Origin of the sequence: Shewanella frigidimarina (assembly GCF_003797125.1) — a bacterium.
Classification (GTDB): domain Bacteria; phylum Pseudomonadota; class Gammaproteobacteria; order Enterobacterales; family Shewanellaceae; genus Shewanella; species Shewanella frigidimarina.
Map to the genome: position 1 here is coordinate 258,540 of NZ_RKKE01000004.1, position 25,599 is coordinate 284,138.

Annotated in this window: 23 protein-coding genes; 17 read left to right on the forward strand and 6 right to left on the reverse strand. The window is 41.8% G+C overall.

Going from position 1 to position 25,599, the window contains the following annotated elements; all coding sequences use genetic code 11:
* The first annotated feature begins 64 nt into the window (after nt 1-64).
* The 12 genes from EGC86_RS14790 to EGC86_RS14845 all read left to right on the forward strand — a co-directional run bounded on the left by EGC86_RS14790 (nt 65) and on the right by EGC86_RS14845 (nt 11,049).
* Nucleotides 65-1,099 carry a formimidoylglutamase gene (locus EGC86_RS14790; RefSeq protein ID WP_425376045.1) on the forward strand — a complete coding sequence of 345 codons (1,035 nt, stop codon included), beginning with the start codon at nt 65-67 and terminating at the stop codon, nt 1,097-1,099.
* Between the two features lie 256 nt (nt 1,100-1,355).
* Nucleotides 1,356-2,111, forward strand: a complete 756-nt coding sequence (gene ubiE / locus EGC86_RS14795) for a bifunctional demethylmenaquinone methyltransferase/2-methoxy-6-polyprenyl-1,4-benzoquinol methylase UbiE (RefSeq protein WP_011635964.1) — start codon at nt 1,356-1,358, stop codon at nt 2,109-2,111.
* Entirely contained in the window at nt 2,111-2,731 is a 621-nt protein-coding gene (locus EGC86_RS14800; RefSeq protein WP_059747506.1) for a ubiquinone biosynthesis accessory factor UbiJ, read from the forward strand. Before ubiE ends, EGC86_RS14800 begins: the two co-directional genes overlap by 1 nt.
* Complete coding sequence (ubiB, locus tag EGC86_RS14805; RefSeq protein WP_123778063.1) at nt 2,728-4,377, forward strand: ubiquinone biosynthesis regulatory protein kinase UbiB; 1,650 nt, start codon at nt 2,728-2,730, stop codon at nt 4,375-4,377. Before EGC86_RS14800 ends, ubiB begins: the two co-directional genes overlap by 4 nt.
* 109 nt (nt 4,378-4,486) lie before the next feature.
* The gene (tatA, locus tag EGC86_RS14810; protein ID WP_123778064.1) at nt 4,487-4,732 is read left to right on the forward strand and encodes a Sec-independent protein translocase subunit TatA; all 246 of its coding nucleotides are present in this window, start codon (nt 4,487-4,489) and stop codon (nt 4,730-4,732) included.
* A gap of 6 nt (nt 4,733-4,738) precedes the next feature.
* Nucleotides 4,739-5,143, forward strand: a complete 405-nt coding sequence (tatB, locus tag EGC86_RS14815) for a Sec-independent protein translocase protein TatB (protein ID WP_011635960.1) — start codon at nt 4,739-4,741, stop codon at nt 5,141-5,143.
* 12 nt (nt 5,144-5,155) lie between these two features.
* Nucleotides 5,156-5,902, forward strand: a complete 747-nt coding sequence (gene tatC, locus EGC86_RS14820) for a twin-arginine translocase subunit TatC (protein WP_011635959.1) — start codon at nt 5,156-5,158, stop codon at nt 5,900-5,902.
* Between the two features lie 45 nt (nt 5,903-5,947).
* Nucleotides 5,948-6,484, forward strand: coding sequence for a hypothetical protein (locus EGC86_RS14825; protein ID WP_123778065.1), 537 nt, complete (start codon nt 5,948-5,950; stop codon nt 6,482-6,484).
* Between the two features lie 18 nt (nt 6,485-6,502).
* A complete protein-coding gene (locus EGC86_RS14830) occupies nt 6,503-7,318 on the forward strand; it encodes a TatD family hydrolase (protein ID WP_123778066.1) in 816 nt (271 codons plus the stop codon).
* Nucleotides 7,318-9,243: a sensor domain-containing diguanylate cyclase gene (locus EGC86_RS14835; RefSeq protein WP_123778067.1), complete on the forward strand. Its 1,926-nt coding sequence runs from the start codon at nt 7,318-7,320 to the stop codon at nt 9,241-9,243. Before EGC86_RS14830 ends, EGC86_RS14835 begins: the two co-directional genes overlap by 1 nt.
* Before the next feature lie 14 nt (nt 9,244-9,257).
* Nucleotides 9,258-10,271, forward strand: coding sequence for a porphobilinogen synthase (gene hemB, locus EGC86_RS14840; protein ID WP_011635955.1), 1,014 nt, complete (start codon nt 9,258-9,260; stop codon nt 10,269-10,271).
* Between the two features lie 226 nt (nt 10,272-10,497).
* Nucleotides 10,498-11,049, forward strand: a complete 552-nt coding sequence (locus EGC86_RS14845; protein ID WP_123778068.1) for a thioredoxin family protein — start codon at nt 10,498-10,500, stop codon at nt 11,047-11,049.
* Between the two features lie 116 nt (nt 11,050-11,165).
* On the opposite strand, the gene EGC86_RS14850 is transcribed toward EGC86_RS14845, so the two are convergent.
* Both EGC86_RS14850 and rhlB read right to left on the reverse strand, forming a co-directional pair.
* Nucleotides 11,166-12,107, reverse strand: coding sequence for a Ppx/GppA phosphatase family protein (locus EGC86_RS14850; protein WP_123778069.1), 942 nt, complete (start codon nt 12,105-12,107; stop codon nt 11,166-11,168).
* Between the two features lie 3 nt (nt 12,108-12,110).
* Nucleotides 12,111-13,415, reverse strand: a complete 1,305-nt coding sequence (gene rhlB, locus EGC86_RS14855) for an ATP-dependent RNA helicase RhlB (RefSeq protein WP_011635950.1) — start codon at nt 13,413-13,415, stop codon at nt 12,111-12,113.
* Between the two features lie 153 nt (nt 13,416-13,568).
* Between rhlB and trxA the strand changes: the two genes are divergently transcribed.
* On the forward strand, nt 13,569-13,895 hold the full coding sequence (gene trxA / locus EGC86_RS14860; protein ID WP_011635949.1) for a thioredoxin TrxA: 327 nt from the start codon (nt 13,569-13,571) through the stop codon (nt 13,893-13,895).
* Nucleotides 13,896-14,117: 222 nt separating this feature from the next.
* Nucleotides 14,118-15,380, forward strand: coding sequence for a transcription termination factor Rho (gene rho, locus EGC86_RS14865; protein WP_011635948.1), 1,263 nt, complete (start codon nt 14,118-14,120; stop codon nt 15,378-15,380).
* 435 nt (nt 15,381-15,815) lie between these two features.
* Here rho and EGC86_RS14870 read toward each other — a convergent pair whose 3' ends face one another.
* Genes EGC86_RS14870 through EGC86_RS14880 form a run of 3 tightly spaced genes read right to left on the reverse strand, consistent with a single transcriptional unit; the run spans nt 15,816 to nt 19,296 of the window.
* Complete coding sequence (locus EGC86_RS14870) at nt 15,816-16,541, reverse strand: fumarate reductase iron-sulfur subunit (protein WP_123778070.1); 726 nt, start codon at nt 16,539-16,541, stop codon at nt 15,816-15,818.
* A 1-nt stretch (nt 16,542) separates the two neighbouring features.
* Nucleotides 16,543-18,543, reverse strand: a complete 2,001-nt coding sequence (locus EGC86_RS14875; RefSeq protein ID WP_123778071.1) for a fumarate reductase flavoprotein subunit — start codon at nt 18,541-18,543, stop codon at nt 16,543-16,545.
* Nucleotides 18,544-18,552: 9 nt separating this feature from the next.
* Complete coding sequence (locus tag EGC86_RS14880) at nt 18,553-19,296, reverse strand: fumarate reductase cytochrome b subunit (RefSeq protein WP_011635945.1); 744 nt, start codon at nt 19,294-19,296, stop codon at nt 18,553-18,555.
* Between the two features lie 521 nt (nt 19,297-19,817).
* Here EGC86_RS14880 and prmA point away from each other — a divergent pair.
* The 3 genes from prmA (at nt 19,818) to fis (ending at nt 22,288) form a co-directional block, all read left to right on the forward strand.
* Complete coding sequence (gene prmA / locus EGC86_RS14885; RefSeq protein WP_123778072.1) at nt 19,818-20,699, forward strand: 50S ribosomal protein L11 methyltransferase; 882 nt, start codon at nt 19,818-19,820, stop codon at nt 20,697-20,699.
* A gap of 297 nt (nt 20,700-20,996) precedes the next feature.
* On the forward strand, nt 20,997-21,959 hold the full coding sequence (gene dusB, locus EGC86_RS14890) for a tRNA dihydrouridine synthase DusB (protein ID WP_123778086.1): 963 nt from the start codon (nt 20,997-20,999) through the stop codon (nt 21,957-21,959).
* Between the two features lie 23 nt (nt 21,960-21,982).
* On the forward strand, nt 21,983-22,288 hold the full coding sequence (fis, locus tag EGC86_RS14895; protein ID WP_011635942.1) for a DNA-binding transcriptional regulator Fis: 306 nt from the start codon (nt 21,983-21,985) through the stop codon (nt 22,286-22,288).
* A 141-nt stretch (nt 22,289-22,429) separates the two neighbouring features.
* Here the strand turns inward: fis and EGC86_RS14900 are convergent, their stop codons facing one another.
* Nucleotides 22,430-25,426, reverse strand: a complete 2,997-nt coding sequence (locus tag EGC86_RS14900; RefSeq protein ID WP_123778073.1) for a UvrD-helicase domain-containing protein — start codon at nt 25,424-25,426, stop codon at nt 22,430-22,432.
* Nucleotides 25,427-25,599: the final 173 nt, after the last annotated feature.

Consider the following 25,599-nt stretch of genomic DNA (forward strand, 5'->3'; position numbering starts at 1 on the left):
AAGCTGGCAGACAATTCCTTTAAAAACCAGCTATGCTGGTTTTTTTGTGGCTGTAATTCGGAGAATAACCATGTTTAGCGCATTCACTCAGCAGCATTGCGATGCATTATTAAATTTACGCTCTAATGAAACCAAAATAGGCCAACAGGTTTATCTGGCATCTGCTGAACTGTCATTAGCGCAAAATGCTCAACGGGCTAAATCTAGTGGCGCTCAGTTTGCCATTATTGCCATTGCAGAAGATGTGGGGCCACGGGCCAACCTTGGCCGAGGCGGGGCTGATGATGCCTTTATCGCTAGCATGAAACAGTTGATCAATTTACAGTCCAATCGATTTCTTAATGGTAACGAATGTGCCATTTTAGGCCAAATCAGTCTTGGTACATCGTTACCAACAACCGCTACCGTTGAACAATTACGCCAAGCAACCGCACAACTAGATGACATCGTTATTGCTGCTGTAAGTGAAATCATGCAAGCAGGATTAGAACCCATCGTTATCGGCGGCGGCCACAATAATGCTTATGGTTTATTAATGGCAACAAAAGCCACTACAGGCCTACCTGTCGCAGCCGTCAACCTCGATCCACACAGTGATTTTAGACCACGAGAAGGTCGCCACAGCGGTAATGGATTTAGTTATGCCGCCGCCAATGGCGCCCTCGACCATTATCATATTCTAGGCTTGCATGAATTAAAAAACAGCGAAGAAACCCTAGAACAACTGAGCTTATTTGGCGCCACATGGAACAGTTTTCAACAAATTTGGATCCGGCGTGAATTGTCGCTAGAAACCGCATTGAAACAAATTGCTAAATCATTAAATCAAACCCAACTGCCAGTAGCATTAGAGCTCGATGTCGATGCGATTGCCAATATGCCCAGTAGCGCAGCGACTTTTGCCGGTATATCGATACTCGATACGTGCCATTATGTGCATTATATTGCTAAGCATTGTCCATGCCGTTACGCCCATTTTGCTGAAACCGCTCCAGCATGTCATCACGCGGGGTTAGAAGCGGGTTACCGCGATGCTGGTCAAGGTCTCAGTGAGTTAATTTATGCTTATCTTCAGGGTCGATTAACCTGTCTGAATTAGAATCAGCTGCGGCTATTCATTAAAGGCTAATTTTATGCTCTAATGCAGGCAATTTTTTAGCCTTAACTGCTGATTTTTATTGGGGCTAATCGACGCGAAGCTCATTGCTGCGTTCAAGTTGAAGTGAAATGTATATTTAGGTGTAAGGTAAGACAACTAATTGATTGTTGTCACACTCTCGCACCACAGCATTTCAGCAATCATTCGCAATGGCATACACTCGCTATTAATTATCGCACATTATAGGAATATACCGATGTCTGAAGGCGAACCGAAAAACACTCATTTTGGATATAAAACTGTCGAAGCCGATAAAAAAGCAGACTTAGTTGCTGACGTTTTTCATTCCGTCGCGGCAAAATACGACATTATGAATGACGTGATGTCTTTTGGAGTTCACCGCTTTTGGAAGCGCCACACCATTGAAGTAGCGGCTGCAAGACCTGGTATGAAAGTGCTTGATTTAGCTGGTGGTACTGGCGATCTCACGGCTAAGTTTTCGCATTTAGTCGGCGATAGAGGTCAAGTCGTTCTTGCTGACATTAATGATTCAATGCTCAAGGTAGGTCGCACTAAATTACGTGACAAAGGTATCGTCAATAACGTCAGCTATGTTCAAGCTAATGCTGAAGCACTGCCGTTTCCTGATAACCATTTTGATATCATCACTATCGCATTTGGTTTACGTAATGTTACCGATAAAGATGCGGCGTTACGTTCAATGCAGCGAGTATTAAAGCCTGGTGGAAAACTACTCGTGCTTGAATTTTCAACACCTAAACATGAATTAATGCGTAAAGTTTACGACATGTATAGCTTTAAGGTGTTACCTAAAATGGGCGCATTAATCACTAAAGATGCTGACAGCTACGAATACCTTGCCGAATCAATTCGGATGCATCCTGATCAAGAAACCCTTAAACAAATGATGGTCGATGCAGGTTTTGAACAAGTCGACTACACCAACATGACAGACGGCGTTGTCGCATTGCATAGAGGTTATAAGTTCTAATGACCCCTAATCACTTTGCTTTGTTAACTTGTGCAGCCATTGAAACCGCTTTTAACCAACTGCCAGCACAGGCTAAAAGTGACTATGCTCGCCAAAAGTCATTGCACGGCAAAGTATTTTGTATTCAATTGAGTCAGTTAAATTGGCCCATTTATTTGGTGTTTGCCAAACAAATTCAAGTGCTGAGCCATTACGAAGGTGATGTTGCTGTAACCGTACGAGCTGATGCATCAACATTATATCAGCTGACTGAAGGCGCTAATTTAACTGAGCTTATCAAACAAGATAAACTCAGTTTGGAAGGCGATATTCAATTACTGCAATCGTTAAGCCATTATTTACAGAATATTCACGTTGATTTTGCTGAACCATTATCACGTTATATTGGCGATGCTCCGACGCATAAACTCGTTGCTACAGCAAAACAATTTAACCATGATATCAAACTGGTTTTACAAAAAACTCGCTCACACATCAGCCAGTTAACAACTGAAGAATATCGCTTGGCACCGCATAAAATTGAATGGCTACACTTTCGTGATAATCTGGACGAACTAGTCAGTCAAACCGAACGTATCGAAGCCAAGATAGCCCAATTAAGAGATCAAATAACGCAATGACAACTGCAAGTATCAGGCGTGGTTACCATGTCATTAAAACCATTCTGCATTTTGGCTTAGATGACTTAATACCTAAACACAAAAAGCCTTGGTATTTCGCCATTGTGCGCAACAGTTTATTTTGGGTCCGTAATAAACATAAAACTAAATCGCCAGCAGAACGCTTAAAATTAGCGATGCAAGATTTAGGGCCTGTATACATCAAACTAGGGCAAATGTTGTCGACTCGCCGTGATTTACTTGACGACGAATGGGCCTATCAGTTGGCCATGTTGCAAGACAGAGTACCTCCGTTTGATTCCGCTTTAGCACGAGAAGCCATCGAAGCTGAGCTTGGTGCTCCTATCGCAACCTATTTCGACGATTTTAACGATACACCACTTGCCTCGGCATCCATATCACAAGTGCACACTGCTACCTTAAAATCTAACGGTAAAGCGGTGGTACTTAAAGTGCTGCGGCCTAATGTTGAGCAGCAGATATTAGCTGACTTACAGTTAATGACTCAAACGGCTAACTTACTCGAAACCTTATTAGGTGACGGTAATCGTTTACGCCCAGCAGAAGTGATTGAAGATTACCGCACCACCATTCTAGGCGAGCTAAACTTAAAGCTCGAAGCACTCAACGCCATTAAGCTGCGCAATAATTTTCTGGGTTCCAATTCGCTGTATGTGCCTTTTGTTTACGAAGAACACAGTTATCAACGCCTTATGGTCATGGAACGCATTTACGGTATTCCAGTATCTGACACCGAAGCGTTACGAGCTCAAGGTACCAACTTTAAACTGCTTGCTGAACGCGGTGTAGAATTGTTTTTCACCCAAGTGTTTCGAGACAATTTTTTTCACGCAGATATGCATCCAGGCAACATTTTTATCAGTCGTGAACATCCAGACGACCCATTTTATATCGGCCTAGACTGCGGCATTATGGGCACATTAACCGAAGTGGATAAACGTTACCTTGCAGAAAACTTTTTAGCCTTTTTTAATCGCGATTACCACCGTATTGCCCAGCTGTATATTGAGTCAGGTTGGGTATCGGAACGCACAGATATTATTGCGTTTGAACAAGCTGTAAAAGTAGTTTGCGAACCCATGTTTAATAAACCATTGGATGAAATTTCATTCGGTCATGTTCTGTTAGAGTTGTTTAGAACCGCGCGTCATTTTGATATTGTGGTGCAGCCACAACTGGTGCTACTCGAAAAAACCTTACTGTATATTGAAGGTTTAGGCCGCCAGTTATATCCGCAACTAGATTTATGGCAAACAGCCAAACCCTTCCTAGAAAATTGGATGTCAGAACAAGTCGGCCCTAAAGCCATGTTCAACAAAGTAAAATCAAATGCGCCGTTTTGGGCAGATAAACTCCCTGAGTTTCCTGAATTGATTTACGACAATTTAAAACTAGGTCGTAAATTACTCGGCACTCAACAGCAAATGTTAGATAAGTACTTGCGCTACCAACAGAAATCGCATAAGAGTAATTATCTACTTATCACATCGGCTGTATTATTGATCTGTGGCACAATTTTATTTACTCAAATAGTTACACTATGGCCTGCATATACCTGTATCGGTGCAGGTATATCGATTTGGGCGATAGGATGGAGATCTAGGCCAAAGAATCGTAAATTTTAGCTAGCACTAATTTATTAGAGGTTCATAATACTTAAAGAATTGAGTGTTATTATGGATTTTGAAATAACTTTTCTACAAAAACCATTTTACTTTAAAGAGGAAAATCTTCATGGGCGGCATCAGTATTTGGCAGCTTCTAATCGTAGCGTTAATTGTCATTCTATTATTTGGGACTAAAAAATTGCGTTCTTTGGGCGGTGATTTAGGTGGAGCAGTAAAAGGCTTTAAAAACGCCATGACTCCAGAAGATGAAAATAAATCTTTAGATGACAAAGAAAAAGAACAAACTGCAGCGACTTCGCAACAGGCTGCAGAAAAGCAACCTGAAACAGAATCTAAAGATAAACAGGCGTAATTTATTATGTTTGACGGTATCGGCTTTATGGAGCTGCTGCTGATCGGTATTTTGGGGCTAGTCGTACTAGGCCCCGAAAGACTACCGGTTGCAGTACGTTCGTTAACAGGTTGGATCCGCGCGCTTAAGCGCATGGCTAACTCTGTCAAAGATGAACTTGAGCAAGAGCTAAAAATTGATCAGTTACATGCTGATTTAAAAAAAGCTGAAAGCAAAGGTTTAGCCAATTTGTCGCCAGAGCTACAAGAGTCGATTGATCAGCTGAAAAAAGCCGCTGAGTCAGTGAATCGCCCTTATAAAGTTGAAGACACATCACCTGTAGCGCCAAAAGCATCACCTGACGAGTCTCCTTCAGTCGTAGAAGCTAAGTCATCTGAAGCGACTAGCGAAAACAGTTCAACCCCTAAATAAAACGGATAATCCATGTCGCAGCAGCAACCGCTTATTAGCCATTTGCTTGAATTACGTAACAAATTGCTTAGAGCCATTGGCAGCGTGTTATTGGTATTCATTACTATTGTGTATTGGGCTAACGATATTTATCACTACATAGCTCTACCACTAATGCGTTCGCTTCCAGAAACAGGCAGCATGATTGCAACCGACGTTGCCGCACCTTTTTTTGCACCCTTTAAATTAACACTCGTGCTAGCATTCTTCATCGCCATTCCCTATGTACTCTATCAAGTATGGTCTTTTGTCGCCCCTGGATTATACAAACATGAAAAACGCTTAGTTGTTCCCTTGTTAGCCAGCAGCACCCTGTTGTTTTATCTTGGAATAGCCTTTGCTTACTATATTGTTTTCCCCGTTGTATTTGGTTTTTTCACTAGTGTAGTTCCAGATGGCGTGCAAGTTGCTACTGATATCAGCAGCTATTTGAGTTTTATTTTAAAACTGTTTTTTGCCTTTGGTTTAGCTTTTGAAATACCTGTAGCAGTGGTTTTGTTATGCTGGGCTGGTGTTACCACACCCGATGAGTTACGCCAAAAACGTCCTTATATTGTAGTAGGAGCTTTTGTTGTTGGCATGGTACTCACGCCGCCCGATATTATCTCGCAGACTATGCTAGCCGTACCAATGCTGTTATTGTTTGAAGGTGGACTAATCGCCGCACGTTTCTACAGCAAAAAAGAAGATGAGCCAGAAAACGAACAAGCTGAGAATTAAGCGATAAAGAAAGGCTCTACTGACTAAAATAATAAGGAAGAATCAATGCGTTTAAGTTTAATTGCCGTCGGGATCATATTGATGTCGGCTAATGCACATGCCAATACTAATCTTGGTCAGCAACTGTCTATATGTGCCGCTAAAACGGACAAAACCGTGCGATTAACTTGTTATGACGAATTAGCAGCTAATGCTAAACCCAGTGCTCATATAATGACGACGACAAATACAACTAAGATAGCTCCATCAGAAGCTCCAAGGCCGCCAGCTACACCAAAAGTTGTGGCACCTATAGCTGCAGCAAGCCCTCAAGTGCTCAGCGTTGATGATTTTGGCCTACAAAAGAAAGTAATAGAAGATGAAGTCGATAAGATTTATTCTGAAGTCATTAGCGTCAAGAAAGATGCATTAGGCGCATTTGTGATAACACTCAGCAATGGCCAAGTATGGAAGCAAAGTAATTCAAAGAATTATAAAATCAAAAAAGGTCAACGCATCTTTATTGAAACGGGTGCATTGAATTCATTTTTATTGGGTAGCGATGAACGCAATGCTACTGTCCGAGTTAGACGATTAAAGTAACTACAGCACTTTTATTACATGACTCAATACATCGACATTGCAGTCAATCTGCTTAGCGACAGGCTTAAGCACGATATTGACACTATTATCAATGACGCGGCGAAACATCATGTTTCGCCGTTAATTATTATTGGCAGCGATCTCGATGAAAGCTCCGACTCAATATCTCTCTGCCAACAATACCCGCAACAACTCTACTGCACTACAGGTGTTCACCCGCATCATGCATCGTCTTGGGATCAACACAGCAAAGCACGTTTAACTCAGCTTGCCACACAAGAAACAGTGGTTGCTATTGGTGAGTGTGGACTTGACTACAATCGCGACTTTTCACCTCGTCTTGCACAAAGAAAGGCATTTGCAGCGCAATTAGAGCTGGCTTGCGAACTCAATATGCCTGTACTGATGCATTGTCGTGAAGCACATAGTGATTTTATCGCCATTGTAAATGAGTACAGAGCTCAACTCCCTAATGCTTTATTGCACTGTTTTACTGGCAGTAAAGATGAGTTATTTGAATGCTTAGCGGCTGATTTATACATTGGCATTACAGGTTGGATTTGTGATGAACGCCGAGGACAAGAGCTCGCTCAATTAGTGCCGTTGATTCCTAGTAATCGCATTATGGCAGAAACCGATAGTCCTTACTTATTACCTCGTAGTATGCGGCCTAAACCTAAGTCGAGTAGAAACTTACCCCAATACTTACCTTATATTGTCGAGTATATGGCTAATTTACGCCAACAATCACCGCAAACATTGGCGCAAGAATGTTATAAAAACAGTTGTGATTTTTTCCAACTGCCAGTTCATTTTAGCGTGAATAATAACTGATGATGCCCCTCATAACTCATCAGTTACAACAGCAATGTAAATATCACTTTAGGGTGTTAATTGGATTATTTTTGCTGTTGATTAGCCAAAACTGTTGGGCTAATACACTCTCTGGGGTACCGCTTAGACTTACATCAGATTCCATAACAAAAATTGAGTTACAAGACTGGGTTTATGCCAATCAAAGTAATGATATTGAAAACCTAACCACATTATTACAACGGCCAGAAAACAGCTGGAAAAAAATCGATACCAATCAACCATACAAAATAGGCATTAAAAACTATTGGGTGAGTTTTAGTATATTTAATCCCAACGACCATCTATCACGCATTATTGCCTTAGATAATCCATTACTCGACAGTGTTAAAATATACCACCTGATCAATGGGGAGCTGGTCAGTACTGAAGTCATGGGCGACTCCTTGCCATTTAAGCAACGACCATTAGAAAGCAATATCTTTTTATATCCAGTCAATTTTGAACCTGGTGATACTCATACTTTTTATCTGAAAATAGACAGTAAAGGTAGTATCAGTTTGCCATTAGTGTTGTGGTCATCAAACGACCTAACACGGCTAACCGAAACCAAGAACTTGTTTAGTGGTATGCAAATAGGCTTATTACTCGCTATTTGCTTGTTCAGTTTATTTATTGCCCTTGCGTCAGCATCTTATAGTTACAGTTATTACAGCGGCTATGTATTAGGACTTACATTACTCACGGCGACAATACATGGCGTATCATTTCGCTATTTATGGCCTCAATGGCCCATCATACAGCAGTATATTTTCATCATAATCATCCCATTAACACTGGGGTTTTCATTGATGTTTACTGAGAAAGTATTACAGCTAAAATATCATAATCTAAAAATGCTGCGTATTTGCCGCATCATGGCAGTGCTTTGTTTTGGCTTAACTATCATCATGCCATTTATTAACTACAGTTTTGCACTGTATTTTCTAGCATTTGTAGTATTAACTATCAGTACAATTTTAATGGCTTTCTCCTTGATCCAAGCTTTTGGCGGCCAACGTAATGCTCCTTTATACGCCATAGGCCGTATGGGTTTAATGGTTGGGTGCATTATCACAGGGCTAATTTATCTCGGCCTAATCACTCTGAGCATATCGCCACAGATACCCGTAATGATAGGGCTCACTTTTGAAGTAATCACTATGGCTGCGGTGCTCGCCTTACGTTATAACGATGAGCGAAAGGCTAAATTTGAGATCCAGCAACAGACATTAGAACAAGCACAACGACTTAGAGAGATCCGTGAAGAAGCGCTGCGTAACGAAGCTGAAAACAGTGAAAAACTTGAACAAATGGTACAAGAACGAACACTTGAATTAGAAATTACCTTACGCGAACTCAATGAGGTCAATCAAAAGCTGACTGAGCAAAACACTATAGACAGCCTTACCGGAGTGAAAAATCGTAGTGCTTTTGATCGTCGTCTAATTGCAGAAGGCCGTATTAGCCGTCGCCAACAAACACCTATGTCTTTGTTAATGATTGATATCGATAAATTTAAAAATATCAATGACCAATACGGCCACCTTAGTGGCGACTACACCATAAAGATGATTGCAAATACATTATGTGAATACGTAAAACGTCCAACGGATCTCGTATCACGTTTTGGTGGTGAAGAATTTGCTATTATTTTACCTTGTACAGATATTGAAGGTGCCCTGCTAGTTGCAGAGCAAATTCGCCAAGCCATCAGCGAGCTTACTATTGTCCATAATGGCCACACGATACCCTTAACGGTCAGTATCGGTGTCAGTGAAACAATTATCGACAGTGATGAGCACCCAATGCTATTACTAGAACAAGCAGATAAAGCCCTGTATAAAGCTAAACGCAGCGGCCGAAACAAAGTCTGCTATTACCCGCTCGAAACAGACGAGATCTAAACCAGGAGTCGAAATTGAATATTATTACTAGTGCCTTTCCACAGCGCAGAATGCGCCGCATGCGTAAACATGAATTTAGCCGTCGTTTAATGTCTGAAAATACCTTAACAGTTAACGATCTCATTTATCCGATGTTCGTGTTAGAAGGTTTTCAACGCTCAGAAAAAATTGCTTCAATGCCAGGAATTGAACGTTTCTCGGTTGATCTATTATTAAAAGAAGCCGCTGAACTTGTTGAACTTGGCATTCCGCTTATTGCACTATTTCCAGTGACGCCAGCAGATAAAAAAAGTTTACTTGCAGAAGAGTCTTACAATCCTGATGGATTAGTACAACGTGCAGTCCGTGAATTAAAGCAGGCATTTCCACAACTTGGTATCATGACGGATGTAGCTTTAGATCCGTACACGACTCATGGTCAAGACGGTATTATCGATGACACTGGCTATATCATGAATGACATCACCACCGAGATCCTAGTCAAGCAGGCTTTATCTCATGCCGCTGCAGGAGCAGATATTGTCGCGCCATCAGACATGATGGATGGTCGTATCGGTGCAATCCGCCAAGCACTTGAAGAAAATGGCTTTGTGAATACTCAAATCATGGCTTATTCAGCTAAGTATTCATCAAGTTATTACGGTCCTTTTCGCGATGCTGTCGGATCGGCTAGTAACTTAAAAGGTGGCAATAAACACAGCTACCAAATGGATCCGGCTAACAGCGACGAAGCATTACACGAAGTGGCATTAGATATCCAAGAAGGTGCCGACATGGTAATGGTTAAACCAGGGATGCCTTATTTAGACATTGTACACCGTGTCAAAACAGAATTAGCAGTGCCAACATTTGCTTATCAAGTCAGCGGAGAGTACGCCATGCACATGGCTGCTATTCAAAATGGTTGGTTGGCAGAAAAAGCCATTGTGATGGAGTCATTACTTTGCTTTAAGCGCGCTGGAGCGGACGGTATTCTAACCTACTTTGCCAAACGTGCTGCTCAGTGGCTTAAAGAGCAAAACTCGTAAACCTCCGATATTGCGTAGTTATAAAGCCAATCCATCTAGGGTTGGCTTTTTTATTTTAACACTGCGCACTACGTCAATTGCAATTCAATTACATCATAAGGTAAGTCTCATACATCTCATTATCGTGATCAACTCTACATCATAAGTCATAGTCTCTTAACAGCCCTGTTTAAGCATGCTTGAATACAGTCAAGTACAGTATTTTCTTCTTAACCGAGACATTATCATGCACAATAACGTTAGAACATTATTGGCCACAACAGCGCTCTTTTTCAGTAGCCAAATGCTGCCTATGGCCGCATCAGCGAATTCAGGTTGCGCATTTGAAAAAGATCAACAAGGCTTTATTGCAACATGCAGCGAGGAGAAACAAGAAGTGATTTTAACTGGCGTAATCCAACCACAAACTCTAACAACTGAATTACCCGGCTATACTGAAGGGTTTACCAATTACCAAGTTGATGCGCAAGCGATCGATGTACTCAAAGCCATTAAAGAACCGACGCAAATAGTCGTGATTATTGGCACTTGGTGCCCAGATTGCCATCGCGAAACACCGCACTTTATGCGAATCATTGAAGCGGCAGCCAATCCCAATATTGAAGTTGAATACATTGGTGTCGATCGAAGTAAACAAGACCCTGAAGGTTTAGCGGCAAAATATGCGTTCAGCCGAATCCCAACGTTTATCGTTAAGCAACAAGGCAAAGAGCTAGGCCGTATCGTTGAACGCCCTCAAGCTACATTGGAAGCCGATTTAGTTGAGATTTTAAAGTAGTTATGTAAGAAGTTATTGAAAATGTTTGTTTAAACAACTAAAAGTAATAACTTAATAATCGTAATAAAAAATAGGTCGCCATTGGCGACCTATTTTTTATTACGATTATGCAGTGACTATATCGAGACTTTTGCTGCTATGCGATCAGCTAACAGTTGTAATACGCCTTCGCGAAGTGCGCCACCAGCAAGATGTAAACGACTAATTGATAAGCTTTCAAACAACGCAATTAATATCGCAACCCCCGCAGAAAATGTAGGAGCTTGTTCGGCATTTAAGCCGTTAATGCCACTAAGTCTGGCATCTGCTTGCGATAATATCTCATTACGAAAACCAAACAAAATCTTAAGGGTAATCACTTCTGGCCGTTGTCGATGCTGTAACACCGATACCATTGATTGAACCGCACCAGAAGCCCCCACAACACTTTGCCAACCTAAATCGAGTAAGTGAGGACGATGTTCTGCTAAAATCGTATTAACGTAATCTACGGCCTGTTCAAAGTCGATGGCTTGAAGCGGTGCATTAGCAAAAAATCGTTGATTAAATAGCACACACCCCATTGGCAAACTGGTTTTAAACAACACCTGACTGCCATCACCAATAATAAACTCAGTACTGGCGCCGCCAATATCAATCACTAACCGGCGTCCCTCACCCTTAGTGGTGGCCACCATACCTTGATAAATCAGTTCAGCTTCACGCAACCCCGAAATCACCTCAATTTGATGCTGCAATATTGGCATCGCTCGTTGGTGAAATTCATCGGCATTACGGATAACACGCAAAGTAGCGGTTGCAAATACAGCTACATTGGCACTATCAATATGGTGCTGCGCTAACATGTCGGCAAACATGGCTAAACACTCTAAACCACGTTGCATAACATGCTCAGACAACATGCCATCTTCACCTATACCTTCGGCAAGGCGCACTTTACGTTTATATTTAGCGATAACAATCGGCTTATTACCTACCGAATTAGCCACTAACATATTAAAACTGTTAGAACCTAATGTTATCGCCGCATACGGCTGAGATACAGTTAACAATGGCATTGACTATGGTCTACGAGTCCTATGGCGTGGCGGACGTGAAGTATTTCCACCACTACGATGAGCACCTTTACTTCCACCATCACGAGTCCGAGATGTAGGAGGCTTACGATGAATACGCGCCGGAGGCGGAATATCATCTAATAGCGCATCTTTATCGTAATTAGACACAGGAATAGAATGGTTAATATAGGTTTCAATTTCAGGTAAATTCAGTGCATATTCTTCACAAGCAAAACTGATTGAAATACCTTTCTGTCCCGCACGACCGGTTCGGCCAATACGATGCACATAATCTTCACAATCATCAGGTAAATCATAGTTATATACGTGTGACACATCAGAAATATGTAAACCACGTGCGGCTACATCTGTTGCCACTAATACATCGATTTCACCAGAGGTAAATTGCTCAAGAATGCGGATACGTTTCTTTTGCGGAACATCACCGGTTAATAAACCCACACGATGACCGTCACCTTCTAAATAAGACCACAACTTTTCACAGCTGTGTTTTGTGTTCGAAAACACAATCGCTTTATCTGGCCAATCTTCTTCAATTAGGCTCAGTAATAAACGCATCTTATCTTCCATCGACGGGTAGAAAATTTCCTCTTTGATATTTTTAGAGGTTTTTTCTAACGGTTCGATTTCAACTTTTTCAGGATCATTCATATGATCGTATGCTAATTCCTGCACTTTCATTGAAAGCGTGGCAGAAAACAGCATATTCAAGCGTGACTTAGCATCAGGCATTCTGCGGAATAAAAAGCGAATGTCTTTAATAAAGCCAAGATCAAACATACGGTCAGCTTCATCAAGCACAACGGCTTGAATGTGGCTTAAACTAATCACTCCCTGACGCACATAATCAATAATACGTCCGGTGGTACCAATTAGAATATCAACGCCTTTGTCTAATACCGCGCGCTGAGTTTCATAGCTTTCGCCACCGTAAACGATGCCAACTTTTAAGCCTGTATGTGCCGCTAATAACTTGGCATCTTTAGCAATCTGAATTGCTAATTCACGTGTAGGCGCCATAATAATAGCGCGGGGTTCAGTTGCTTTGCGACTCTCAGGTGCAGCAACATTAAGTAAGTGGTTAAATGTGGCCACTAAAAATGCCATAGTTTTACCGGTGCCGGTTTGGGCTTGTCCGGCAATATCTTTTGCATTAAGTAAAATAGGTAAAGATAACGCCTGTATTGGCGTGCAAAACTCAAAGCCGTTCTCGTTCAATGCCGCGAGTATTTCGGGCTTTAAAGGGAAGTCGGCGAATTTCTTGGTCGATAAATGTGTTTGGCTCATAGCACAAGCATACCTGTAGGGGTTGCAAAAAAAGATTCGATCGTTTGAAATAGCTACATTACTAAAACGGTCTCTTGAAAAGCTATTTAACTGACCCAATATACATGGTAAGCCATTAATAAACTAGCAATGGAACCAAATCTGGAGAACTACATGAGCGATAAAATTGTATACCTAAGCGATGACAGCTTTGAAAACGACGTATTAAAGTCTGAAACACCAGTATTAGTCGACTTCTGGGCTGAGTGGTGTGGTCCTTGTAAAATGATTGCCCCAATCCTAAACGACGTTGCTGAAGAATACGCAGGCAAACTTACAGTCGCAAAACTAAACGTTGACCAAAACAACGTTTCACCAGCGAAATACGGCGTACGCGGTATTCCAACATTGTTAATGTTCAAAGGCGGCGAGCTAGTAGCAACTAAAGTTGGTGCACTATCAAAGACGCAACTAAAAGAGTTCATTGACGCTAAGATCTAACTAGAATTAGCCTAGAAACGTTAAATGGCACAAGTTTTGAACAATTTGTGCCATTTTTAGGTTTTATTTACGCTAAATTTCTGGACGACCAACACATAAAGTGCTAATTTATTCATCAGATTTTTTCAATTAACCTCTTCTCGTTTATCAATCATAAAATATCTTTTCAAACTTGCTGATTGATTGCGGTAAGCTTCGTCGCGCAAAACAAGACTCCCATACATGAATTTAACAGAATTAAAAGACACGCCAATTTCAGATCTAGTTTCGCTTGCTGAAAGCATGAATCTGGAAAACATGGCTCGTACCCGTAAACAAGATATCATCTTCTCAATTTTGAAAGCTCACGCTAAAAGCGGAGAAGACATCTTCGGTGGCGGTGTATTAGAAATCCTCCAAGACGGATTTGGATTTTTAAGAAGTTCAGATGGCTCATACCTTGCGGGTCCTGACGATATTTATGTTTCTCCAAGTCAAATTCGTCGCTTTAACATGCGTACTGGTGACAGTATTTTTGGTAAAATCAGACCGCCGAAAGAAGGCGAAAGATACTTTGCACTGTTGAAAGTCAGTGAAGTCAACTTTGATAAACCAGAAAGCTCTCGCAATAAAATCCTGTTTGAAAACTTAACCCCATTACATGCAGAAGAGCGTCTTCGCATGGAGCGCGGTAATGGTTCGACAGAAGACATCACCTCTCGCATCCTTGATCTTTGTTCTCCAATCGGTAAAGGCCAGCGTGGTTTGATTGTTGCACCGCCAAAAGCCGGTAAAACATTGTTACTACAGAATATTGCTCAAAGTATTACTTATAACAACCCAGATGTGGTGTTAATGGTATTACTTATCGATGAACGTCCTGAAGAAGTGACAGAAATGCAGCGTATGGTTAAAGGCGAAGTCATTGCTTCTACCTTTGATGAACCAGCCAGCCGTCACGTTCAAGTAGCCGAAATGGTTATCGAGAAAGCAAAACGTTTAGTTGAGCATAAAAAAGACGTCGTCATTTTGTTAGATTCAATTACTCGTTTAGCCCGTGCTTATAACACCGTCATCCCTTCATCGGGTAAAGTGTTAACCGGTGGTGTTGATGCTAACGCATTACATCGTCCTAAGCGTTTCTTTGGTGCTGCACGTAACATTGAACACGGTGGCAGCTTAACCATTATCGCCACAGCCCTGGTTGATACAGGCTCGAAAATGGACGAAGTAATTTACGAAGAATTTAAAGGTACTGGTAACCAAGAGTTACACCTTTCTCGTAAAGCTGCTGAAAAACGCGTATTCCCAGCGATTGACTTCAACCGCTCTGGTACTCGTCGTGAAGAAAAACTAACGACGCCAGAAGAACTTCAGAAAATGTGGATTTTACGTAAAATCTTACATCCAATGGACGAAGTTTCTGCAATGGAATTCTTAATCGATAAATTGGCTATGACCAAAACTAACGAAGAATTTTTCACAGCAATGAAACGCGCTAAGTAATTAATTACCTAAACGCAACATAATCGCAAAAATGCCGCTAATTTAGCGGCATTTTTATATGTATATCACGGTTACTAACCAAAGCCATGCCTAGAATCTAGAGCGGACTTCGTCCTGATAGTACGCTTCGCTGCTATAAAAAGCTTTAGCTTGTATCGTCTCTAGCAGCGCTCTAGCATCTAGCCTTTCCACTTGCCATCGCTTGTTATCATTCTACCGCTTGTTATCGATCTTCCAGCCTTTAAAGCTTTAGCTCGTATAGTTTCTAGCAGCGAAGCGCTCTAGCATCTAGCCTTTCCACTTGCCATCGCCTGTTATCATTCGCAGCTTGTTACCGCTCAGCCCGTCTTTAAAGCTTTAGCTCGTATAGTTTCTAGCAGCGAAGCGCTCTAGCATCTAGCCTTTCCACTTGCCATCGCCTGTTACCGTTCAGCCCTAAACAGATGCCATTTTCCGGCGTAAATACGCAATTTGCTGCATATGCGGTAAATCTTTCGGGCAAGTATCTTGGCAGCCGAGTAACGTCATACAACCAAACACACCATCTTGATTACCTATGACATGGTAAAAATCATCAGCGGTTCGAGTATCACGGCTGTCTAATTCAAAACGGGCAATTTTCATCATACCTACTGCGCCAACAAAAGTGTCACGCATTTGTTTAGTCGCACAAGCAGAGACACATACACCACATTCTACACATCGCTCTAACTCATAAAGCTTAGTGGCTTCCTCTGGTGACATCGGCGCTTCTATACGATGAATATCATTATCTGCGCTATTAGGATGCAACCACAGCGACAAACGCTCAGATAATTCGCGCATAAATTTACCGGTATTCACCGACAGATCGCCAATTAAATCAAAGCCAGGTAATGGCATTAATTTAATATGTCCATCTGGATAATTAGCGGTTAAAGTTCGACAAGCTAACGTAGGGAAACCATTAATCACCATCGCACAACTGCCGCAAATACCCGCGCGACAAACAAAATCAAATTGTAGTGATGGGTCTTGTGTTTCGCGTAGTTGATTCAACGCGATGAACACCGTCATACCGGGTGCTTCTGTTAAGCTATAAGTCACCATTTTAGGTTTGTCGCCAGACTCTTGCGGATCATAACGAAAAATTGAAAAAGTTAACGTGCGTGCTTGGCTCATATTACTTTTCTCCAGACTCAGCGTCGGTTTTGGCTACAGTATCAGTGAAGCGCTGATTACGTGGTTGATATTCTTCAGGTAGCTCAAAAGGCATTAATGCCGCTTGCTTGGCATACCTATCTGCATCGTCACCTAATTCAGCTAAAATAGCTTCAACCTGTTGCTGACGTTTTTGGGTATCAGGATGAGCAATCGCATTATCAACACCATAGCCTCGATAACCAGGCGGCAATTCCATTCGCATCACATCAAGAGCTTCATAACTCATTTCTGGTCGTAAACTATTAGCATCTGGCCAACTTGTTAAGGTACGGTTCAACCAGTCTTGGTCATTACGCTGTGGAAAATCTTCGCGAGAATGCGCGCCTCGACTTTCGGTACGAGCAAGCGCCCCGCATGCAACGGTCACAGCAACTTTCAACATCCGTTTGACGCGTAACGCCTCAACTAATTCAGGGTTAGCGTGGCGTTTTTTACACTTTAAGCCGAGGTTTTTCGAACGTTCAAGCAGTTCGGTTAATTGGTTAACAGCCACTTCAAGTTCAGGCCCATTGCGGAAAATCCCGACGTAGTCCATCATAATTTTTTGCATTGAAGCTTTAAGTTTAAATGGATCTTCTGTTCCTTCACCCTCAATAAGCTGATCAACTTCTGTTTGTAACTGCTTACCAAACTGGGCGATTAAATCAGTATCAACGACTAAACTAGTTTGCTCACCAAAGTCAGCAACATACTTACCGATAATCATTCCACCAACCACCGTTTCTGCGAGGGAGTTGCCACCGAGTCTATTAAAGCCGTGCATATCCCAACAAGCAGCCTCTCCAACACTAAACAGCCCTGATAATTGCGGGCTTTCGCCATTGGCTTTAGTACGAATACCGCCCATAGAATAATGTTGTGTAGGTCGAACTGGGATCCAATCTTTAACCGGATCAATACCTAAAAAGTTTTCACAAATCTCTTTAACTTCACGCAAATTGGTATCAATGTGCTTTTGACCTAATAAGGTAATATCCAGCCATAAATGCGGCCCATAAGGGCTATTTACGCCTTTTCCTTTGCGCATATGTTCGGTCATTCTACGAGACACAACATCTCGCGAAGCCAGTTCTTTTTTCTCTGGTTCATAGTCGGGCATAAAGCGGTAACCGTCTTTATCGCGCAGCACACCACCATCACCACGACAGCCTTCGGTAGTTAAAATCCCCACTGGAACGATAGCCGTAGGATGAAATTGTACCGCTTCCATATTTCCTAGTGTCGCGACACCGGTATCTAGCGCCAACGCTTGGCCAATCCCCTCACAAATAACGGCATTGGTTGATACAGAATAGATTCGTCCGTATCCGCCTGTGGCAATAGTGGTCGATTTAGCAATGTAAGCGCGTAATTCCCCCGTAATTAAACAGCGAGCGATTACACCGTGGCAACGTTCACCATCATGAATAAGCGATAATGCTTCCATCCGTTCATGCACTGGAATACCTAACGAAATGGCTTTATTATCGACAGCATACAATAAAGAATGACCTGCACCGTCTGCGGTATAGCAAGTACGCCACTTTTTGGTACCACCAAAATCACGCGCATTGATGAGTCCATGAGCCGCTTCGGCCTCGGTAATGGTGACTTTTTCAGCGTTAACAATTACTTGTCTATCGCCTTTAGTTATTCGTGTCCAAGGAACGCCCCATTGAGCTAACTCTCTTACCGCTTTGGGTGCACAGTGAGCAAACATTCGAGCAACATCTTGATCGCAGCCCCAATCGGAACCTTTAACCGTATCTTGAAAATGGATATCTTCATCATCACCTTCACCTTTTATGGTATTGGCTAAACTGGCTTGCATACCACCTTGGGCAGCTACAGAGTGTGATCGCTTAGCGGGAACCAGCGATAACACCAAGGTATCGAGACCGCGCTCTTTTGAGGCTATCGCGACTCTTAATCCTGCTAGTCCGGCACCAACCACCAAGGTGTCGGTATAAATAATTTTCATGTTAATTCCTTACAACATCGACACATATGGCACTACAGGTAATGCTAAAGAGCGGCCAATAAAAATATACGTCAGCAAACTCGCCACACCTAGCACCATTAAATACACTAGCAACACCTTGGCAAATTTGAGCATAGCAAAACGTTGCTCAACCAAGCCCCATTTCACCACGACGCGATATAAACCAAATACGGCATGCACTGCTACAACAGGTAATAGCAGGATATATAAAGCCCAAGCATTGAGGTGATACACCCGTTCAGCCGAAAGATGTGGGCCTATTTCAGGGTTGGTGATCATGGTGAATAAGTGCGTTGGTACGAGGAAGAACAATAAAAAACCAGTGATCATTTGCCAAAACCAAATTTTGGTATCTTCATGGGGTAAAAAACGCATTTGATTTCGTAAGGCTCGCCATTGCCCTAATTGAGTAGGAAATCGCCGTAATGCAAATACCGCATGGATCAGCAGAATCAATAACATAAAGCAGGAAAAAATTTTTGTTACCAGAGGATAGCCATGGCCAGTTTCACTGAAAATGCCACCTTCTAGAAACTGTGCTACTTGGTAGAAAGCTTCTTTGCCAAACAAAATACTCGACTCAAAATGCAAATGCATCACTAGAAAAAGCCCCAGTAATACACCAGACAAACTTTGTAGTTTATCTGCACGAGCAGCCCAAAGAGGGTGAGCAAAACCTTTATCGGTATTTACCGCCCTGTCGACTTTCGTTTGCAAAGAATTCGCAGCCATAAATCATCATATCCTGTTATACACAATCACAAGTATTGACCATATCAAGAGTTTTTGAATAGCGGCAATGAACAATAATCAAACCGTGATAATGTTCACCTATTATTAAGCGGGAGTTAGAAGTGGGTCACACAAACTAGCAAATAAAAACTTAAATAATACTGATAGTTAACTCAATATCGAAACGAGTTTTCGGTAGATAAAACAATCGAGTATTTTATCTAAAAATGTGGCTTTATGGTAATAATTACTGGCAATATTGACGTAACTTATCGCGTAATAACAACATGACCGGAGTGATATGACCGCGACTAGGACAGATCAAGTTTAACGCAACTGACTCACCTGTTTTCTAATCATCAGCAATATCCTACGCGATTTTTAATATAAACGAGACCGTAAATGGTCAATCTTAACCGAGCAAAAAACCAATAAACTCTCACCTAAACGAGCATCTTAAAATAACTTGGGTATAATAAGCGCCAATTTGATATTACTTTTACCATAGTTAGGAAAATCCCATGGCTTGGATCCAATTACGCATTCACACACATCGCGATAACGCCGACTTGCTTGGTGACTTATTAATGGATCAAGGTTCACTTTCCATCACCTATGAAGATGGCCAAGACGAGCCTATTTTCGAACCAAAATTAGGTGAAACACCACTGTGGCAAGATACCGTAATGATTGCATTATTTGATGCGGGTACTGACTTAGCACCAACAATCGAGTTTTTAGAATCAATGCCATTTTTAGGCAAAGGTTTTAATCATAAAATTGAACAAGTCGAAGATAAAGACTGGATCCGCGAATGGATGGACAGCTTCCACCCAATCCAATTTGGTTCACGCTTATGGATTTGCCCTAGCTGGCGTGAAATTCCTGACCCGACCGCTGTTAACGTCATTCTCGATCCAGGTTTAGCGTTTGGTACAGGTACTCACCCTACCACCGCCTTATGTTTAGAATGGTTAGACAGCCTTGATTTATCAAACCAAGAAGTCATCGATTTTGGTTGTGGCTCAGGTATTTTGGCTATTGCCGCCATTAAACTCGGCGCCAAAAAAGTGACCGGTGTTGATATTGATTATCAGGCTATTGACGCTTCAAAAGCCAATGCTGAACGTAACGATGTAGTTGATAAATTGGCCCTATATTTACCAGAAAATCAACCAGCCAACTTACAAGCAGACGTATTAGTCGCTAATATTCTTGCTGGTCCGTTAAAAGAGTTAGCACCTTTGATAGCTGAGAAAGTCAAAATAGGTGGCAAACTGGCGCTATCGGGTTTATTGCAAGAACAAGCACAAGAAGTATCCGACTTCTACAGCCAATGGTTCATCATGGATCCAGTAAGCAACAAAGAAGACTGGAGTCGCTTAACAGGAATACGCAAGTAGTCAGCTCGCAAGCCTAAAACGCACTCAACAATTGGCTATATTACGAGCTAATTGAGTGCGTAAATTCTCGTTTACAGGTTGTTAACATTCATAATTGACACTTGTATATAGGAAAACATCTCTCTACAACACGCACCAGTGCTCAAAAATGGCCAAAAAACGCCATTTATTAGTCAAAGATGTGACGGCTAATAAAAGTCAAGCAAAAAAGTTGCATTTAGGTCATTTATTGACCTTTTCACGGCCGTAAAAAAGGGCTACTATAGCGCCCCTTTGGAGAGCAAGGTGAAGTCCGAAATGCAAATTGGCCCGTATCAACTGTCTAATCAGCTGATTGTGGCACCAATGGCAGGTGTCACCGATCAGGCCTTCCGAAATCTCTGTTTACGCTATGGCGCAGCTTTAGCCGTATCAGAAATGCTTTCATCGAATCCCGACGTTTGGGACAGCGACAAAAGCCGCCAGCGCATGATGCATTCTGGTGAAGAAGGAATACGCTCCGTACAAATAGCAGGTGCAGATCCTGATTTAATGGCCAATGCCGCTAAGTTCAACGTTGAACAAGGTGCGCACATCATTGATATCAATATGGGCTGTCCTGCAAAGAAAGTGAATAAAAAATTTGCTGGTTCTGCGTTAATGCAAAGCCCCAGCTTAGTAAAAGAGATTTTACAAGCTGTGGTTGCTGTAGTAGATGTGCCAGTAACGTTAAAGATACGCACGGGTTGGGAGCCTGAACATCGTAATGGTGTTGAAATAGCCCAAATTGCTGAAGATTGTGGCATTGTCTCGCTCGCCGTTCACGGCCGAACCAGACAATGCATGTACAAAGGCTTTGCCGAGTACGACACCATTAAAGCAATTAAACAGAATGTCTCAATTCCTGTTGTCGCTAACGGGGACATCGACACACCAGAGAAAGCCAAGTTTGTACTTGACTACACTGGCGCCGATGCCCTGATGATAGGAAGAGGTGCACAAGGACGGCCTTGGATTTTTAAAGAAATCCTACATTATCTGGAAACAGGTAAAAAGTTAGCGCCAATTAAGGCAGAAGAGCAACGCAGTGTGATGCTTGAACACCTTAAGAAACTTTATGACTTATATGGCGAATACAAAGGTGTCCGATTTGCTAGAAAGCATGTCGGGTGGTACCTAAACCATGAGGAACAGCGCCAATTTCGTGCTGACTTCAATCGGCTTGAAACCGCTGCCCAGCAACATTCCCTCGTAGAATGTTATTTTGATGAATTAGTTTAGAATTTAATAAAGAGCAGAATAGAATGTTTGATCAGACAACTAACACAGAAGTTCACCAGCTTACCGTAGGCAAAATCGAAACAGCAAACGGCACTATCAAGCCGCAGTTATTACGTGACGCAGTTAAACGTGCCGTAACTAACTTCTTCTCTCAGTTAGACGGTCAGGAAGCTTCTGAAGTATATGAAATGGTATTGTGCGAAGTTGAAGCACCTTTACTAGACATCATCATGCAACACACTCGTGGCAACCAAACGCGCGCTGCTAATATGTTAGGTATCAACCGTGGTACTTTACGTAAGAAATTAAAGAAATATGGCATGAACTAAGACTCGCGTCTAAGTGATTGTAATGAAACGGGCTTATCAGTAATGATAAGCCCGTTTTGTTTTATCAGTTACACTCGTAGTAACACACCACTTATCAGCAAGTGTTAAATACGAGTAGAAACGGTCATTCATGTCTAATGACTACTGCACCTGTTGCGGAGATATTTTGGCTGTATTAATGGTATTGCTACAACTAGGCACGTTGTTACCCCGATAATTTTTGCAGCCCCAAAAAGCCCCTCTAGCACTTTCTCTTAAGCTCATATCACCGCCACAGACGTTACATAGCGGCGCCATATGGGCACAACTGTCATTGAGGCATACCTTGAAACCGACAAAACGTTTGCGTGTCATCGGACTGCCGCATTCGTCACAGCCTGTTTCTTTGTGATCGCATAATGGAAAGTGTGAGCAAGAAAAGAATGATGTGAACTTGCCCACTCGTGGTTTTAATATCCCAGTTGTACATCGGACACAGTTAATTTGTTCGAACAAGGATTGCACTAAAGACGTACTAAATTCTTGTTGTTCAACGGCATAATCTTGTTGGATCAGTTCCACAATAAATGGGCTCACATTGGTCATATCGGCGATAACGTAAACTCGGTGCTTTGCACGGGTTAGCGCGACATAAAATAAACGCCGTTCTTCTGCAAACTCAAAATTTTCAGCTTTAGGTAAAAACGCATCAAGTAAAGGTGGCGTTATTTTTTTCGACGGAAATCCATGTATGCCTTGGGTCATTCCCATGATCACCACATAATCGGCCTCTTTACCTTTTGAAGCATGAAACGATAAACACTCAATCACGAACATCGGGTATTTAGCCGTTAACTGACGCAACATGTCTTTATCTGGCAACTGAAACCAGAAACGTGCCAGTAAGTATACTGTCGGTTTAGCTTTAAGCTTATCAACAGCTTGAGTAACGCGGACGGACAGAGCATTTAAGGCTTGCTCTAATGCGTTGTTACTCGGCTCATCTTTAGTTGCGCCCTCATTGGTACCACGACGAAGTATTGATACAGCAGGCTTGGCAACTTGTACCAATGAATGGATATCTTTGTTGAGTTGATGCGGATTTTTACTCACAAAAGCGCTAGCCACTTCACCGATAAGGTTATTAAATCTAAAAGTAAGATCCAAATGCGTTTCGCTGGCATGGCCAAAATAACGTTTAAATTGAGTCGTCAAACGGACATCCGCACCACTAAAGCGATAAATAGCCTGCCAATCGTCACCAACACAAAATAATGAAGTATCGCTGTTACCTTTTTTCGTGCGCGAATCTCGCAAGGCTCGCACTAAACGTGCTCTGGGTTCTGAAATATCTTGAAACTCATCGACCATGATATATCGCCATGGGCTGACATATTGACCACTTTGCAGGTATGCGAGCGCTTTGGCTATCATGTCCTCAAAGTCGATATCACCGTGAGCAGATAAATACTGTTGATACTGCTGTAAAATGGGTTGGAGTAATTCAAATGCTTTACGCGTTTGGGTAGCATCAGCAGCATTGGCAAATACCTTTTCCAGCCCGGCCTCGTCAATACAAGCTGCTTTGTATAAGCCAATGAGCTGGCTAAACAATTTTGCCAGCTCAGTGACTCGTCCCAGTTCATAAAGAGTTGCCAATATCGCTTCATCGGGTAAAGGTGAGTAGTTAACCTTAAATACCGTTAAAGCTTTTTCAAGCTTATTAATTAACTGACTTTTCTTGTGCTGATAATAAAATAATTCGATGCAGTTGGTTTGGCGCTGATGATGTAACTGCCGTTTCCATTCCATTGATGCTAAATATGCAGCTTGATCGATAAAAGGAGCCGTATTATTGGCTTCATCAATGCCATAATATTCAATATAAACCTCATATTCAGGTAGATAAAAATCAGCTTGATACTGGCGAAAATCAACCGTGCTGACATCAAATTCATACTTGGCTTCATATTGATATTCAATGCCATTGGTAAACAACCAATTGGCGATATGCAACTCACCAAAACTTTTGACCCTTTCACCTTTCAATGAGCGAATGTCGTTATCATTTAAATATTCAAAATACTCACCTTGTGTTGAAAATTCGAATGGGCTTTTTTCAACGTAATAATAACGACTGAAATAGTCAAAAAGTTGTTTACGATAAGATTCATTTTTAATCAAAACTTCTAATCTATCATGCACCCATTTGTCTTTGGCGGGTTCATCATTTACCCACGCTGATAAGCTAGGTTTCACACCTTCAACATCGGCAATAATTTTCAGGCCTAAACTGTGAAAAGTACTGGCCTTAATATCATCACTGCCCAGCTTATGTTTAATTCGCAGATCCATTTCCATGGCGGCTTTTTTGCCATAAGCAAGCAATAGAATGTCATTAGCTTGAGCTTGACCACTATTCACTAGATAACCTGCTCGGCCCACCATTACGCTGGTTTTCCCCGTTCCAGCGCCCGCGAGCAGCAGATTACTATCATCATCGATAATACATGCTCGACGCTGTTTATTGGTTAGTGGATTTGACTCAACATGATCAAAAAAGTCTGCAAATGCAAGCAACTGTGATTGAATATAGCTTTCACGTAAGTGCTCTACATCCGCTTTATTCCAGTGATAAAAATCGTGTAATTGAGTTAATGCGGTACGTATATTAGCGGGTAGCTCTGCCCCTTCACTCCAAGGGAACCAGCGAAAGTACTCACGTTCAATTCTAGCGCGCATTTTGTCTACTAATGACTGGCGTAAATACCGGCTTGATATGGCTTTTTCAACTCGTAATATGAAATCGCACAGCGATTTTTGATGAGATAAAGCCCAGAGTATTTCGACCTGTTGCTTAAAATGAGATTTAGCCAAATAACTTAAAAATGGAATTTGATAATGAGCACCAGCGGCCCTAAAACTCAGTAAGTTACCGAGTAAACTGGCACTAAATAGTGGCGGATGATCTAATTGCTGCCATGATAATTGCCCCATAATAAGCTGTTTATTGGTATGCCTAAATCTTGCTAAAAATCGGCCTTGGCTAGGCATAAAAGTCATCCCCTCTTGCGTCAATTTGATCGCATTTACGTCACGCTGATACAAATGCCCAAACCAACTATGAGGGATAAAGTTAACTGAATTTTCTAATGACAAAGTAAAACCTACGACTAAATGGTTTCAGGGGGTAACCGACTCATATTTAAGATAACGTTACAGTAAATAATGAGCAATGATGGATTTAACTTGATAATACCCGCTGTGAGCGTTTCAGGGAATACGGTTGGTAAAACTCGGCTTAACCTAAACAAACAAAACGGGTATTTTTT

Excerpts from the sequence above, each read along its gene's own strand:
- ubiE (WP_011635964.1), top strand. The coding sequence starts at position 1,356 with ATGTCTGAAGGCGAACCGAAAAACACTCATTTTGGATATAAAACTGTC.
- EGC86_RS14880 (WP_011635945.1), bottom strand. The coding sequence starts at position 19,296 with ATGGCTGCGAATTCTTTGCAAACGAAAGTCGACAGGGCGGTAAATACC.
- EGC86_RS14825 (WP_123778065.1), top strand. The coding sequence starts at position 5,948 with ATGCGTTTAAGTTTAATTGCCGTCGGGATCATATTGATGTCGGCTAAT.
- fis (WP_011635942.1), top strand. The coding sequence starts at position 21,983 with ATGTTTGATCAGACAACTAACACAGAAGTTCACCAGCTTACCGTAGGC.
- EGC86_RS14800 (WP_059747506.1), top strand. The coding sequence starts at position 2,111 with ATGACCCCTAATCACTTTGCTTTGTTAACTTGTGCAGCCATTGAAACC.
- prmA (WP_123778072.1), top strand. The coding sequence starts at position 19,818 with ATGGCTTGGATCCAATTACGCATTCACACACATCGCGATAACGCCGAC.
- dusB (WP_123778086.1), top strand. The coding sequence starts at position 20,997 with ATGCAAATTGGCCCGTATCAACTGTCTAATCAGCTGATTGTGGCACCA.
- tatB (WP_011635960.1), top strand. The coding sequence starts at position 4,739 with ATGTTTGACGGTATCGGCTTTATGGAGCTGCTGCTGATCGGTATTTTG.
- EGC86_RS14830 (WP_123778066.1), top strand. The coding sequence starts at position 6,503 with ATGACTCAATACATCGACATTGCAGTCAATCTGCTTAGCGACAGGCTT.
- ubiB (WP_123778063.1), top strand. The coding sequence starts at position 2,728 with ATGACAACTGCAAGTATCAGGCGTGGTTACCATGTCATTAAAACCATT.
- EGC86_RS14835 (WP_123778067.1), top strand. The coding sequence starts at position 7,318 with ATGATGCCCCTCATAACTCATCAGTTACAACAGCAATGTAAATATCAC.
- EGC86_RS14875 (WP_123778071.1), bottom strand. The coding sequence starts at position 18,543 with ATGAAAATTATTTATACCGACACCTTGGTGGTTGGTGCCGGACTAGCA.
- tatA (WP_123778064.1), top strand. The coding sequence starts at position 4,487 with ATGGGCGGCATCAGTATTTGGCAGCTTCTAATCGTAGCGTTAATTGTC.
- rho (WP_011635948.1), top strand. The coding sequence starts at position 14,118 with ATGAATTTAACAGAATTAAAAGACACGCCAATTTCAGATCTAGTTTCG.
- EGC86_RS14845 (WP_123778068.1), top strand. The coding sequence starts at position 10,498 with ATGCACAATAACGTTAGAACATTATTGGCCACAACAGCGCTCTTTTTC.
- EGC86_RS14870 (WP_123778070.1), bottom strand. The coding sequence starts at position 16,541 with ATGAGCCAAGCACGCACGTTAACTTTTTCAATTTTTCGTTATGATCCG.
- trxA (WP_011635949.1), top strand. The coding sequence starts at position 13,569 with ATGAGCGATAAAATTGTATACCTAAGCGATGACAGCTTTGAAAACGAC.
- EGC86_RS14850 (WP_123778069.1), bottom strand. The coding sequence starts at position 12,107 with ATGCCATTGTTAACTGTATCTCAGCCGTATGCGGCGATAACATTAGGT.
- rhlB (WP_011635950.1), bottom strand. The coding sequence starts at position 13,415 with ATGAGCCAAACACATTTATCGACCAAGAAATTCGCCGACTTCCCTTTA.
- tatC (WP_011635959.1), top strand. The coding sequence starts at position 5,156 with ATGTCGCAGCAGCAACCGCTTATTAGCCATTTGCTTGAATTACGTAAC.